The organism is Arcicella rosea (assembly GCF_014204325.1).
In the GTDB taxonomy this organism is placed as follows: Bacteria; Bacteroidota; Bacteroidia; order Cytophagales; family Spirosomataceae; genus Arcicella; species Arcicella rosea_A.
The window spans coordinates 173,764-188,049 of record NZ_JACHKT010000003.1 but is presented as its reverse complement, the minus strand read 5'-3'; the positions used below and the strand labels follow the sequence as shown (position 1 = coordinate 188,049).

Here is a 14,286-nt window from a genome sequence, read left to right as displayed (position 1 = left end):
CTTCAAATTACTTCACTTCCATCAAGCAAATTTTAGCAGTTTTGTCAGTCACTTTAAATCTATCATCAATTCTAAAACCAATTACCCAAACGATAGAACCATTTGATGTTAGTAAGTAAACTTCTTTTTTCAGGTTCAAAGGTACTTTTTGGTCAATTAAAAAATCACTGATGAGTTTTTTCTTATTCATTCCTAGCGGACAAAACCAATCGCCTTCTTTCCATTTTCTTAGTTGAAGTGGAAAACGAATTTTATCAGCGTCCAAACAAGCTAACTTCTTGGCAGTTGGCACAACGAATCCTTCTTCTATTTCGGTAAACTCTCCGATGTTCAACATTCTATCACCAAACTCTACAACAACATTATTTTTTTCAATGGTTTTACTCGTAAAAGCCTGCAAATTTTTAGGAGTAATTACCAGTTCAGTGCGGTCTTTCACCAAAGTATGCGTAGGCGTTAAGAAAGTTTTCCCTGATTCTTTATCGAAAGCTTCAAAAATATCCTGACTTTGTTGATAGCTAAAATGATAAGGTTTCAACAATTCTGCCAGTTTAATCACAGGTTGCGAAAGTGTTTGAATCGCTTTATAATTAACATAAATCGCTTGTGAATCCGACCAAGTAATTTGCTCCCTCAGCATTTCCATTTCTTGTTCAAAAATATCTTCGACTGCTGTAATTCTTTCTACAGTTTGTTGAATGGTATTTTCAAGATTTGGATTGATTTGTTTCAACAAAGGCACTACTTCATTTCTAATCAAATTACGTTGATATTTATTTGATTCATTAGAAGAATCTTCTCGCCAAATAATCTGATTTTCGACCACATAATCAAAAAAACTTTCTTTTTCAGCAAACAAAACTGGGCGAATAATATGTCCTTTTTTAACCCTGATGCCATGCAAACCAGCGATACCAGTTCCTTTGGTAAGGTTTAATAAAACGGTTTCTAAAACATCGTTTTGATGATGAGCCGTTGCAATATAATCGAACTGATGCTGTATTCTTATTTTTTCAAACCATTCATATCTTAAAATACGAGCAGCCATTTGCGTAGAAATTTTTTCGTTTTCTGCAAAGTCTGCCGTTTGGAAAGTCGTTACATAGAATGGAACTTTGTATTTAATAGACAGTTTTTTAACAAACATTTCATCTTCGTTTGATTCTTCTCCACGAAGTCCAAAATTACAATGAGCAATAGCAAAATCAAGTTTTGCTTTACTGAAAAGGTCGCACATCACGACAGAATCCATACCACCACTTACCGCTAAAAGTACTTTTTGAGACGGTTGAATAAGATTTTGTTTGTTAATAAACGTTAAAAACTCGTTGAGCATGATTTTATTTGGCTAATTTTGCAAGCACAAGATTTATGAAATATTCCACAAAAATACATCAAATTAACGCAATTCAAGAATCGACGAAGGCATTTGAAATAGACAAATCTATTTCTAAGGTTTTATCGTATATATTTTTGAGTTCAATTCTGTTGAACATTACTTTTTTTTCAGCGAAAGCACAAACGTCAACGGGTAATCCAAGTCAAGTAGAAATCATCAAAGCAGATAGTTTAATTGGTCAAAATCAACCTTTTATGCAAATGAAGAAACTCATTGGCAATGTTGGTTTACGCCAAGGGACAACTTTACTTTATTGTAATTTGGCGATTTTGAACGAGACAACTAACATTTTGGAAGCCTACGGAAAAGTAAAAATCATTCAAGCTGATACCGTTACGATTACTGGCGATACCGCTTATTATTTCGGAAATGAAAGAAAGGCAATTATCAACGGACACGTAAAATTGGATGACAGAACGATTATCCTTTCGACAAGTAAACTTGATTATGATTTGAATACAAGTATTGCTTATTATAATACTGGTGGAAAAATTATTGATAAAAAGAGTACATTAACCAGTAAAGAAGGCTATTACAATACTGTTACTAAGCTTTTTGATTTTAAAAAGGATGTTCACGTTCTTGATAAGGAAGGAAGTTTAACGGCGGATTCTTTACGTTACAGTACTTTATCGAAAGAAGCTTTTTTTGTTGCTCCTACTTTGGTTGTGAATAAAAAGGATACGACTTACGCCAATCCGGGTAGTCAGTACAATACGGTAACAAAAATTTCTAACTTAAAAGGTCGGTCAACAGTAAAAACTGAAGACTATACCATGACTGCCGATACGATGATTTATGACCCGCCTACCGAAATTGGTATTGCGATTGGAAATATTCATTTTATCTCTAAAAAAGACAAAGCCATTCTAACTGGCGACCGTGGCAGGTATTCAAAAAAAACAGGCGTAACCAGAGTTTTTGGACATGCTTTACTAAAAAATGTTTTTGAGAATGATACGCTTTTTCTGACAGCCGACACGTTGGTTTCCTTAGATAATAAAGAAACTAAAACTAAGAAACTTTACGCTTATAAAAGAGTATTAATTTATAAAAGTGATTTTTCAGGGAAATGCGATTCACTGAGTTATAATGTGTCTGATTCAACGATTTACTTTTATCAAAAACCAGTTCTTTGGAATTTAAAAAATCAATCCGAAGCAGATTCAATCAATATATTACTCAAGAATAATAAAATCAGCGTGATGAATATGAAAGGTAAATCTTTCGTAATTTCCACCGACACGCTAACCAATTACAACCAAATAAAAGGACGTAAAATGGTTGTAAGGTTCACAAATGATTCAAAAATTGAAAAAGTAAACGTTGAAGGAAATGGAGAAAGTATTTATTATGCTGTAGATGAAAAAAATACGCTAACTGGCATGAATAGAGTACAATGTGCGAAAATGAATATGAATTTCTCTAAAAATAAAATCTCTCGCATAGCATTTTTAGGCAAACCAGAAGGTAGATTTATTCCACCAAAAGAATTAAAAGAAGAAGATAAAGAGTTAGACGGATTTAGATGGAGAGTTACAGAAATGCCTACTAAATCGAGTATTTTAGCAAGAGTTAGCCCTCCAATTATAGTATTAACAAAGGCAATTGTGAAAGACTCTATTGAAGTAAAAAAAGTAGATAAGAAAAATATTAATTTACCGAATAATAAAATAAAGAAAAAATCGTTGCCAAAACTTTGAAAATTGAACATTTTTAATATATTTTTGTTATATAAATAAAAAAGTCAAAAACAAAAGCAACCTTTCATCCGATTTTCCAGTCTTTGGTAATATAAATAATAAAAAATCTTCCTCGATTGATTAATGTTGTTTGCATAAATAATTGATAAATGAAATGAAACCTATACTTTCAAATATAAAATCTTGGTTAGTTTACGGATGCTTGATATCATCAATATCAATGTCATCATTCGCACAAACTAACGAGAACCGATACAAAAGTCGCTTGGACGTTAAGCCTAAGCAAAAGACTATGAGTCAGATTACAACTTCTTCTTTCAAGAAGAAAGCTTTTACCTATTTTCAACCTACGCATTTAACGCTTGATAGAAATATAAATTATCAGCGTTCAGCAGCAATTAGTCAATACTTTACTAATTCTTTGATGGTACAAACACCAAAAAATTATTCGACTAAAACAGAAACGCCAATAGCTTTAGCAGAAAGTAAAGCAGAAGAATCTTTTAGTTTAGAAGATAAATTATTCGATAACGATAAAATTTCAGTTTCAAATATTTACCCAAATCCTGCGGATGATGCCGCTTGGATTAAGTACAATATTTCATCACAAGTAAATGAAGTAAAGATTACTTTTTATAATGTACTTGGTAGTGAAATCAAAGAAGAAATTCTTGACAAAGATGCTAACATAAAGTCTATTTCAACTAAAGATTGGGGAAATGGTATTTATTTATATCAACTTTCGGCTGATGGACGCTCTTTAGTGACCAAAAAGTTATTAGTTAGGCACCAGTGAATAGATGCTAAAAACTAACAAAAAAGGCAATTCATTTATCTGAATTGCCTTTTTTTATGCAAGAATCTTTATTCGAAAATTGATTATACAAATCATACAAATCCAGTACTTGTTCAATCAGTGAGGTTTTCTCATCATTCTGAATGATATAATCGGCGATTTTCAACCGTTCTTCCTCTGGGATTTGTCTAGCAATAATTGCCTCAATTTCTTCCAATGAACGCTTATCTCTTTCTTTTACTCTTTGAATTCTTAATGCCAATGGACAAGTTACCACGATAACTTTATCAAAAAAACTTCCATTACCAGCGGCTTTCATCAATGCAGCTTCGTAAAGTACAAAGGAATAATGTTGATTATTGGCAATCCATTCTCTTGCGTCTTGATGAACAGCAGGATGAACCAAAGCATTTAATTGTAGTAATAAATCAGGATTATTGAATACTTCTGAAGCAACCCATTCCCGATGATAATCGCCATTACTTTTATAGGCATTCTCTCCTAATAATTGAACGATTGAAGCTTTAAGCGATAAATTGTGCGTGATAAGCCATTTAGCACGGGAGTCAGCTTCGTAAATTGGAACACCAAGTATTGAGAATATTTTACAGATAATACTTTTCCCTGAGCCTATTCCACCTGTTATGCCAATTACTTCCCCCATTATTTTATTAATTCTTCAACCTCAAAACTTACATTTACTTTCTTCTTACTTACTTTCAGCATATTGTTTTTTACCAAAGGTAAATTGATTTCATCGTCATAATTATCTTTAATTTTTTGCCCAGGTACTTTAAGATAAATTGTACTATCCATTGCTTTTAAAATAGATTCCGGCCCTTCAATCACTACAGTTCTAGGGCTAAGGTTTATCACACTTGAAACTACATAATTATTTTTCAATGGAATATGTAAACTATCTACTTTTAAGAGAAAGTCTTTCTTGATTTTGCGGTCAAATTCTAACTCAAAACGGTCTGCAACTACATAATTTACCGTCACATCTTGAATATACTCTTGAATTGAATCTGTGAGCATTCCTGTGTTTAAAAATTTAGTTTTTAAAGGTTTCGTAATTTCGTACTGAATAGGAGTTTTGTACAGGGAAAGAGATTTGCGTAATAAATCCCAACCATTACCAGAAACATTAACAGAAATTTTTTCAGGAAGTGGCTGAGTCGGAATATAAAGTGAGTCGTCGTAAGTAATACGAATAGGAAATGATATTTTTTGTGAATAGCCTTCTTTGTTCAAGGCATTCATGATCCAAAAGATGATAGCAGCAAAAAGGCTCACTATTACAGCTTTGTAATCAGTTTTTGTAGGAGCGGGTTTCATCTGAAGAAATTTACAAATTAGCGATGAGTACTTGTCTTATAAAATACTCATCGCTAATTAGAGGAATGACAAATTTTTATTCGCCAATTTGTGCAGAAGAGTCTTTAGAAATAGCTGTTTTCAAAAACACCATTCTTACTCCTTTGCTTGAATCTACTTCTAATACAACTGTTTTTTCTCTAACAGAAGTAACAGTTCCATGCAAACCGCCAATTGTTACTACTTTATCGCCAGTTTTTAAAGCATCAACATAAGCTTGTTGATCTTTTTGTTTTTTTTGTTGTGGTCGAATCATGAAAAAATACATGACAACGAACATTCCACCGATTAATAAAAGAGAAGATGCACCACCTCCGCCAAACGCTCCTTGTAATAAAATACTATTGAACATATCTATTTTTGATTAAACATTTAATGGTTTCTTACTTCTTCTTTAATACTTCTATTTTGAAAGAAAAGGTGTTTTCCGCAGGATTAGTATTCGCAAAAGCGGTTACTGTTTTACTTAATTTACCTTCTTTTCCTTTACTGTCGAATTTAACTTTGATAAAACCTTGCTCACCTGGTTCAACTGGCGTAGTTGAATACGATGGCGTAGTACAACCACAAGAAGCATTTACATTACTTAAAACCAAAGGCATATTGCCTGTATTGGTAAACTTATAAATGTGAACGATGGTATCGCCTTCTGTGATTACTCCTAAATCAACCGACTGAGAGTCTGCTTTCATTACAGGAAATTTATCACTTGTAGGTTGTAAGGCAGCAACTGCTTCTGCCGTTGATTGGTTATCACTTTTTTGCTTATTTTGACAAGCAAAAAAAACACTGATACCTAATGCGAAAATAATTATTTTTTTCATGTGATGAATATTCGAATAAAATTCAAAATTAGGCTTTAGCTTTAATCTGGCTCATCATGCTTTCCACATCTTCCAACAAACGTTCTGCTTTTTCACGTGCTTCGTTTACTACTTTTTTACCTTCAGATTTTGCCATTGTTTCAGGTATTTCTTTACCATCAATCAAGTCTGAAATTAAACCTTGTAATTGGTCACGATACTTTTGAAGTTGATAAAACAGTTTGTTACGGGTATTTTCACCTTTATCGGGTGCATATAAAATTCCTAAAGCAGCACCAACAGCAGCGCCTGTCATGAATGCCCAAAATGTTTTTGATGATTTACTCATGGTATTGTAAGTTATCGGTTAAAAATCAAATTTATAGAATAAGTACAAGGCATGGCTTCATAAACGCTTATTTATTATCAATTAAGCCTCGTCCTGATTTTCTAATGATTCCTTCTTTTTGTAATTTCTGAGAAAGTACATCCAACAAACCGTTAATAAATTGACCCGACTTTGGTGTTGAATAATTCTTAGCCAATTCAATATATTCGTTGATGGATACTTTTACGGGAATACTTGTAAAATGAATCATTTCTGCCAAACCTAATTTAAGAATCAACATATCTGTCATTGCCAGACGGTCGCCTTCCCAGTTTTTAGTTTGGTCGGTGATGAGTTTTTCGTAAGACTCATCATTATCCAAAACATTATTAAAAAGATCTACAAAAAAGTGTTTGTCATCGTCCCAATTCAAGGCTAAAGGTTGTAAAACTAAATCTTCTACCTTTTCAATCTTGAAAGTCTTTACACAAAGGCTTTTAAGTACGTCTTTATTTTCGTTCCAATTTAGGTCTTTTTCCTCGAAATAATCAGCAATGATGTGATGTTTCAATACAAATGTTTTGACAAGATACTGAACCAACGCCAAATCTTCTTCAAAAGTATGTTTGGTAATACGAAGGTACGACTGGAAAGTTGTATCAGGCAAGATTGCTTCTAAGAAAAGTTTACGCAACATATTCTGGTCATCTTCAGCCCATTTTGCATTACTTCTGATAATTCCTGTAGTAAACATTGGTAAATTCTTCAAAGCCATTAACACTTGGTTTCTAGCCAATCTTGAAGTACGATGATCTGTTTCTACCAAACGACGTTGTTCATCCCAAACGGCAATTTCAGTAATTTCTAAGAGTAATTGAAGCATTTTTAGATAAGCATCATAAACACTTTCTACTTCGGCTACCATATTATCAGTAATTGTAGCTTTATCTTTTTTCACATAACTTTTATATGACTCTAATGCGTATCTAGCAGCATTTTTAGCTTCCGCAGGAATATCATCATTGGTAGATTTCAAGTTGAATAATTCCTCAAAACGCTGTTCAGCCAACTTACGCAAAGCATCAAGCTTTTGCATTTGTTGCTCTTTAGGAATCATTAAGTCAAGATTTGGGAGAAAAGAATCAGCAATTTGGTCGAATGCTAACTGATAATCAGCACGTTCCGCTTGGCGGAAGGCATAAAGGCTTTGAAATGCCTTTGTTCGGAGAAGTCGTCTGTTTACCATTGGGTAATTTAGAAAGAACGTTTTGGTCGTGAAGCTCCAACAAAGTCAATTACTTTGTTGAAAGAGGGTGCAAAATTAGTATTTTTTAAAGAAAAAAGCACGATTCAAGCACAAAATTTTCAATTTTAATCATAATTTTACTAAATATAAATGTGCATAATGGATGAAACCTTTACTTTCTTCCATTGGTTATCGAAATATGAAATCCCTAAAGCATCTTAATCAATACTTTCTAAAATATAAATGGTACCTTATTTTAGGTACACTTTTCACTTTCATTTCCAATCTTTTTGGTGTAGTTCCAGCTCAGATTGTGCGTTATGCACTCGATTTGGTGAAAGAAACTATCGACTTATATTTTCTTTACGATGGTTTTATTTCGCAAAAAATGGTTTATGAATTTTTCGCATTTTCCATTCTGTTATATGGTTCGTTGATTTTGGTGTTGGCATTATTGAAAGGATTTTTCCTTTTTCTGGTTCGTCAAACACTTATCGTAATGTCCAGACATATTGAGTTTGATTTGAAAAACGAAATTTATCAACATTATCAGACACTTCCTTTGAGTTTTTACCGTAAAAACAACACGGGAGATTTGATGGCAAGAATCTCTGAAGATGTGAATAAAGTAAGAATGTACGTTGGGCCTAGCTTGATGTACGGTCTTAATTTAATTTCTGTTTTCATTCTTGTGGTTTGGTATATGCTTTCTGTCAATCAAAAACTTACTTGGTATGTATTATTGCCTGTTCCTTTTTTGTCGGGAAGTATTTATTTCGTCAATACGATAATCATGCGAAAATCTGAACAGATTCAGGCAAATTTATCTAAAATTTCTACTTTTACACAAGAAGCATTTTCTGGCATTAGAGTACTGAAAGCGTTTGTTCAAGAAGAACCTTCAACAATTGCATTTACCAAGCAAGCCAATGTTTACCGTGAAAAATCTTTAGATTTAGTAAAAGTAGATTCCCTGTTTACTCCTTTAGTTTCAGTTTTGGCAGGTTTAAGTTCTGTTATTGTAGTGTATGTTGGTGGTTTAGAAGTAATGGCTGGACGACTTACTGCTGGGAGTATCACAGAATTTATTTTGTATGTTTATATGCTTACTTGGCCAATGATTGCTTTGGGTTGGACAACCTCACAAATTCAAAGAGCGGCGGCTTCGCAGCAAAGAATTAACGAGTTTTTGGAAATAAAAACCGATATTATTTCTCAAGAAAATATCAATCATGAGGTTGAAGGAGCAATCGAAGTAAAAAATGTTACTTTTACTTATACAGATTCTGGTATTGTAGCTTTAAAAAACTTCTCGATGTCAATCAACGCTGGTGAATCGGTTGCGATTCTTGGTACAACTGGTGCTGGAAAAAGTACAGTTGCCAATTTGCTTTGTAGAATGTACGATGCAAACGAAGGTGAAATCAAAATAGACGGCTTACCCATCAAAAGCTTGAACGTAAATAAATACCGTTCACAGATTGGTTATGTGCCTCAAGATGTGTTCTTATTTTCTGATTCTATTCGTAATAATGTGCGTTTCGGAAGTAATGAAATGAGTGAAGAGGAAATCATTAAAGCGGCAAAAGATGCAGATTTATACAATAATGTCATTGATTTCCCAGAAGGTTTTGATACTGTTTTAGGAGAAAGAGGTGTAACGCTTTCTGGTGGACAAAAACAGCGTTTATCCATCGCTCGTGCCATTGCCCGTGAACCTAAAATTTTGATTTTAGACGATTGTCTTTCGGCGGTAGATACCAAAACTGAAAACCAGATTTTGAATAATCTACAAGGAATCATGAAAGGACGCACTTCTATAATCATCTCACATAGAGTATCTTCTGCAAAATTAGCCGATAAAATTATCATGCTTGATGATGGGAATATCATAGAACAAGGCTCGCATGAAGAGCTTATGAATGCAAATAATGCCTACAAAGAACTTTACGAAAAACAATTACAAGTAGAAGAAGTGTAAAAATGAGTTGTGAATTGTGAATGATGTATTTCGAGTTGTCTGCCACTGAAGTTTTGAGTTTGAAATACAGGTACTTGACATACAACACTTTAATCATACAAAAAAGTCCTTCATTTTATACATGCTAGTTAACTTTATGTTGTTATAAAATCTTTATTCGAATGGATAGCAATTGGTCAAGAAGAGAAATATATAAAATACTTGAGGTTACTAGGGGCAAAAAAAGTCTAGCCTCTATTATTTTCAATACTATTTTATTAACAACAATTTCTCTGAATACTTTCGCCATTATTTTACACTCTGTAAAAAGTTTAAGACATGATTTTGATACTTTTTTCAGCGATTTCGAATATTTTTCGGTAGTTTTCTTTACCATAGAATACTTCGTTCGGCTTTGGGTTTGTGTTGAAAATGAAAAATACCAACATCCTGTTTGGGGAAGATTCCGCTATATATTTTCGGCTGGTGCCTTGATTGACCTTTTGGCAATCATGCCTTTTTATCTTTCTAATTTCACTTCTGATACCGGTTTAATTAGAATTTTACGACTATTCAGAATTTTCAGGTTATTCAAATTTTCAAGATATGTACATGCTTTAAAAGTAATTGAAGGTGTTTTCAAAGAAAAAAGAGAAGAACTTATTTTAAGTTTTGTCTTCTTTTTATTCACACTTTTAATCTCTTCTTCTACGATGTATTATATCGAAAATTCGGCTCAGCCTAAAGTATTTTCAAGCATTCCAGCTACACTTTGGTGGGGAGTTACTACAATCACATCTGTAGGTTATGGCGATACCTATCCAATTACGCCACTTGGCAAATTATTAGGAGGTTTCGTGGCTGTAGCCGGAGTAGCGATGTTTGCTTTGCCAACGGGTATTTTTGTTTCTGGCTTCAATGAACACATCAAAACCTATAAAAATGAAGATAAAAACATAAAGTTCTGCCCACATTGTGGCGAAAAACTATCCTAGTTCTTTTTTCTATTTACTTAATTTTCGATATGCCTCAGAATTTGTTGGATCTAAAGAAGTAAGTAATGGCACAATTTTCTTTCTTTCATCCAATGGTGCGTCGCTAAAAATATTTAACAATTCTGTGGATTTTGCTTCAAAGAAAAGACGATACCAAACTTGACCAGGACGATTCTGGCTTACTTGTTTAATTGTATTTAAGTATTCAATAATTTGTTTTCTACTGTTTGCTGGGTCATTGGCATAATTATCCATTGCCAAACGGTGATAGGTATAAAAACCCTCACGAAGAGTTTGTAATTGTTGATTTAACAAATTTTCAGCAACCCAATATCTATTCCGAATATCATTGGAAGAAGACCAACCTCCACCAGCATTTTGTGCTAAGTTTACAACATTCAAGGCTTTTTGGGCATAATTTAATCCACCCATTTTTTCAAACGAATCATAATCAAATGCTAAAGCCAAATAAGCGTAGAAAGCTAACATTTGGGTAAGATTATCATTATAATTGTTATCGTTATAAGTCAGCGGCGTACCTGCAACATACTTAAACACGAAATTTCTATCAATATAATTTAAAAGTACTGTTTCATAAGCAGTTCCATAAACAGGACGAGTAACCTGAAGACGGGCGTTTGCCTCGTAATCTCCATTGGCTGTGGCTTTGGTAATTATTACTGCTAAAGAACAATTGATTTTTTCTTCTGGTGCAAAATTATCATTCGTCCAACGGCGATTGTTCAAAAATTCCTGCATTACATTTTGCAATTCTGTGTAAATCTGAGTCGCTCCACGTTGTTCATTTACTTGAATCTGATCGGTAGAAATACTTACTCTGCAATTGATTTCTTGTGCATTAGCTTTGTTAATAACTAACAAAGTAATCATCACAGCAAAAATTATAAATAAAGTATGTTTCTGAAAAGAGTTATTTCTGTTGTTATTTTTCATCAATATTATTTTTCAAAATGGCTTCAATAATGGCATTAATTATATCTTGAGCAACGTCTTGTTTTGACTTCAAATCAAATGCTATAATTGTATCATCTTTTTTGATAATGCTTATTTTGTTGGTATCATGCCCAAAACCAGCGCCTAAATCTTGTAATGAATTCAGTACAATCATATCCAGATTTTTAGCTTGAATTTTAGCTTTTGCGTTGGCTATTTCATTATCCGTTTCCAAAGCAAAACCAACCATTAATTGATTTTCACGCTTTTGTTGACCTAATGTTTTAGCAATATCAGTCGTTTTAACGAGTTCTATACTAAACGTATCTTCTTTCTTTTTTATTTTCTTGTCTGCTACCACTGCAGGTGTATAATCAGCTACTGCAGCTGCCAAAATGATGATGTCTGATGCTTCAAAATTAGCTTGAGACGCTTGATACATTTCTTCGGCTGAATGCACTTTTACAAGATTAATACTTGCGTCTGGTTTTTTCAAGGCTACTTGTCCACTAACCAAGGTTACTTTTGCACCAGCTTTTGCCAATTTGTCGGCAATGGCATAGCCCATTTTTCCTGTAGAATGATTACTGATAAAACGTACTGGGTCAATTGCTTCTTGAGTTGGTCCAGCAGTAATTAATACTTTTTTATCTTTTAAAACTGGATTTGCTGAGAAGTATTTTTCTAAAATTACTAAAAGTTCTTCTGGTTCAGCCATTCTTCCCTCTCCTACTAAACCGCTTGCCAGTTCTCCATAACCAGATTTGATGATTTGATTTCCATAAGATTTCAGTTTTTCGAGATTCGAAACAGTACTTGGATGAATGTACATATCCAAATCCATTGCTGGGGCAAACATTACTTCGCATTTCGCAGAAAGATAAACCGCTGTGAGTAAATCATCACAGATGCCATTTGCACATTTTGCTAAAGTATGAGCAGTAGCGGGTGCAATGAGCATAACATCAGCCCAAAGTCCTAAATCAACATGGTTATTCCAAGCTCCAGTTTCATCTTTTACAAAAGCTGAAAGTACTGGATTTTTTGAAAGTGTTGATAAAGTAAGAGGCGTAATAAATTCTTTGGCGGCTTCGGTCATTACAATTTTTACTTCTGCACCTTCTTTCACCAAAAGTCTAGTGAGTATCGCAATTTTATAAGCAGCAATACTGCCTGAAACACCCAGTATTATTTTCTTGCTTTTAAGCATAACTTATTTTTTAGCCTCTTTTTATCGTTCAACAATCATTTTATGACACAAACTTAATCAAAATCAAAAAGGTCAAATGTAAAACATCTGACCTTTTTGATTAAAAAATTAAAGAAAATATCTATTCTTCTGAACCTTCATTTTTTGGCAAAACAAAAGTGAATTTATCTTCCATAAATTCGTCAATTGCTAAAGACGTTGGCTTTGGCAAACGCTCATAGAATTTTGAGATTTCAATTTGCTCACGATTTTCAAAAATTTCTTCTAAGTTATCTACTGAAGAAGCAAATTCTGATAATTTATTATTCAATTCCTCTTTAGACTTCAAGGCGATTTGTCTTGCACGTTTCGAGATGATTGCTACGGCTTCATACGTATTTCCTCCTGCTTTGATAGCGAGTTTATCTACGTCTCTGGTAATGATTGATGGATTCGTTGCCATATCTTTGGTTGTTCTACTGTTTCTTGTTAAATGTTTTTCAATAAATACTGATTACTTCTGTTTGTCGCCTGCACCCACTTTTGAAGTATTAGATTTCTCTTTGTCTCTAGCGGCTTTGTATTCGGCTTCTAGCTTTGCAATTCTGTCACTTTCTTTGAAGCTGATGTCGTATAATTTTTCAGCTTTTTTCAAGAAATCACTTTTAGGATACTTATCCACTAAATCTTGATAAAACTTGATGGCATCATCAAAACGTTCTTTTTGTTTACTTTCAATCGTACTTTGAGCCAAATCATATTGTGATTGAACCTTCAAAAATGCCAATTCTTCGTTATAATCTGAATCTGGATAATCCTTTTGAAAGTTATTAATTTCAATAACAGCTGATTTCAAAGAAGCAATATTAAATTCACTGGTTTTATAATAAAGCTTTACTTTTTCATAAGCTTTTTGCTCTAATTTCTTTCTTAATTCCTTAATCAAGTCAGAAGTTTCGTCTCTAAACTTACTATCTGGATAGTTATTGATAAAATTCTGTAGCTCGTTAATAGCTGTAATTGTTCCACTTTGGTCAAGATTGAACTGTGGAGAATTTTTATACAAAGCATAAGCCGACATATAAACGGCTTCTTCATAATGTTCGCTTCTGGCAAAAGTTTCAGCAAAACGTTTGAAATGGAAATTGGCCATTTCATAATTACCAGTGTGGTAATCGCAATATGCTTGATAAAAAGTAGCGATTTCCTGTTGATCTGTTCCCGTTAAAATTGGCAACAATTCCTCAAAGAGTATGCTTGCTTTGTCGTACTGACCTTTCTTGAAGAAACGAATCGCAGCGTCGTACTTTTTCTTTTCATCAGTCATTTTTCTGATTTTTTCGAAATTGCTACACGCACTGAGGGTTAAAGCAAACAATATGAATAATAAAAATTTGTGAGTTCTCTGCATAAGTTCGCAAAGTTAAGTAATTTTTGGGAGTTTGAAAATCAATACTTGTATTTGTTAATCATATAATTAAGCAAAGTCAAATTTCGTCATTAAATCTGCTTAAAACACGCTATCAAGATGAGATT

The 14,286-nt window shown here is 33.3% G+C and carries 15 protein-coding genes; 4 read left to right on the top strand and 11 right to left on the bottom strand.

The genetic code is table 11. The features are described from left to right. Positions 1-7: 7 nt before the first annotated feature. Complete coding sequence (gene tilS, locus HNP25_RS03570) at positions 8-1,336, bottom strand: tRNA lysidine(34) synthetase TilS (RefSeq protein ID WP_184130401.1); 1,329 nt, start codon at positions 1,334-1,336, stop codon at positions 8-10. A gap of 35 nt (positions 1,337-1,371) precedes the next feature. On the opposite strand from tilS, the gene HNP25_RS03565 reads away from it, so the two are divergent. Together HNP25_RS03565 and HNP25_RS03560 are read left to right on the top strand one after the other, a co-directional pair. Next, a complete protein-coding gene (locus HNP25_RS03565) occupies positions 1,372-3,102 on the top strand; it encodes an OstA-like protein (protein ID WP_184130387.1) in 1,731 nt (576 codons plus the stop codon). Positions 3,103-3,322: 220 nt separating this feature from the next. After that, positions 3,323-3,898 (top strand): T9SS type A sorting domain-containing protein, encoded by a 576-nt coding sequence (locus tag HNP25_RS03560; protein ID WP_221432384.1) that lies wholly within the window; start codon positions 3,323-3,325, stop codon positions 3,896-3,898. A 31-nt stretch (positions 3,899-3,929) separates the two neighbouring features. Here the strand turns inward: HNP25_RS03560 and coaE are convergent, their stop codons facing one another. From coaE to nusB, 6 genes are all read right to left on the bottom strand, one after another. Continuing rightward, positions 3,930-4,562, bottom strand: a complete 633-nt coding sequence (coaE, locus tag HNP25_RS03555; protein WP_184130383.1) for a dephospho-CoA kinase — start codon at positions 4,560-4,562, stop codon at positions 3,930-3,932. Beyond that, on the bottom strand, positions 4,562-5,236 hold the full coding sequence (locus tag HNP25_RS03550) for a YbbR-like domain-containing protein (protein WP_184130381.1): 675 nt from the start codon (positions 5,234-5,236) through the stop codon (positions 4,562-4,564). The genes coaE and HNP25_RS03550 overlap by 1 nt, the downstream gene beginning before the upstream one ends. A gap of 76 nt (positions 5,237-5,312) precedes the next feature. Next, on the bottom strand, positions 5,313-5,627 hold the full coding sequence (gene yajC, locus HNP25_RS03545) for a preprotein translocase subunit YajC (protein WP_184130379.1): 315 nt from the start codon (positions 5,625-5,627) through the stop codon (positions 5,313-5,315). A 31-nt stretch (positions 5,628-5,658) separates the two neighbouring features. Beyond that, positions 5,659-6,099 carry a DUF1573 domain-containing protein gene (locus tag HNP25_RS03540; protein WP_184130377.1) on the bottom strand — a complete coding sequence of 147 codons (441 nt, stop codon included), beginning with the start codon at positions 6,097-6,099 and terminating at the stop codon, positions 5,659-5,661. 28 nt (positions 6,100-6,127) lie between these two features. Continuing rightward, on the bottom strand, positions 6,128-6,427 hold the full coding sequence (locus tag HNP25_RS03535; RefSeq protein ID WP_184130374.1) for a YtxH domain-containing protein: 300 nt from the start codon (positions 6,425-6,427) through the stop codon (positions 6,128-6,130). A 67-nt stretch (positions 6,428-6,494) separates the two neighbouring features. Further along, on the bottom strand, positions 6,495-7,652 hold the full coding sequence (gene nusB / locus HNP25_RS03530) for a transcription antitermination factor NusB (RefSeq protein ID WP_184130371.1): 1,158 nt from the start codon (positions 7,650-7,652) through the stop codon (positions 6,495-6,497). A 199-nt stretch (positions 7,653-7,851) separates the two neighbouring features. Here nusB and HNP25_RS03525 point away from each other — a divergent pair, with 199 nt between their 5' ends. Then, on the top strand, positions 7,852-9,633 hold the full coding sequence (locus HNP25_RS03525) for an ABC transporter ATP-binding protein (protein WP_184130530.1): 1,782 nt from the start codon (positions 7,852-7,854) through the stop codon (positions 9,631-9,633). 161 nt (positions 9,634-9,794) lie between these two features. After that, positions 9,795-10,607: an ion transporter gene (locus HNP25_RS03520; protein WP_184130368.1), complete on the top strand. Its 813-nt coding sequence runs from the start codon at positions 9,795-9,797 to the stop codon at positions 10,605-10,607. A 9-nt stretch (positions 10,608-10,616) separates the two neighbouring features. Here the strand turns inward: HNP25_RS03520 and porD are convergent, their stop codons facing one another. From porD to HNP25_RS03500, 4 genes are all read right to left on the bottom strand, one after another. After that, the gene (gene porD, locus HNP25_RS03515) at positions 10,617-11,561 is read right to left on the bottom strand and encodes a type IX secretion system protein PorD (protein WP_184130365.1); all 945 of its coding nucleotides are present in this window, start codon (positions 11,559-11,561) and stop codon (positions 10,617-10,619) included. Beyond that, positions 11,551-12,771, bottom strand: a complete 1,221-nt coding sequence (coaBC, locus tag HNP25_RS03510) for a bifunctional phosphopantothenoylcysteine decarboxylase/phosphopantothenate--cysteine ligase CoaBC (protein WP_184130362.1) — start codon at positions 12,769-12,771, stop codon at positions 11,551-11,553. Before coaBC ends, porD begins: the two co-directional genes overlap by 11 nt. Before the next feature lie 121 nt (positions 12,772-12,892). Continuing rightward, entirely contained in the window at positions 12,893-13,213 is a 321-nt protein-coding gene (locus HNP25_RS03505; RefSeq protein WP_184130359.1) for a DNA-directed RNA polymerase subunit omega, read from the bottom strand. A gap of 51 nt (positions 13,214-13,264) precedes the next feature. Next, entirely contained in the window at positions 13,265-14,161 is an 897-nt protein-coding gene (locus HNP25_RS03500) for an outer membrane protein assembly factor BamD (RefSeq protein ID WP_184130356.1), read from the bottom strand. Between the last annotated feature and the right edge of the window lie 125 nt (positions 14,162-14,286).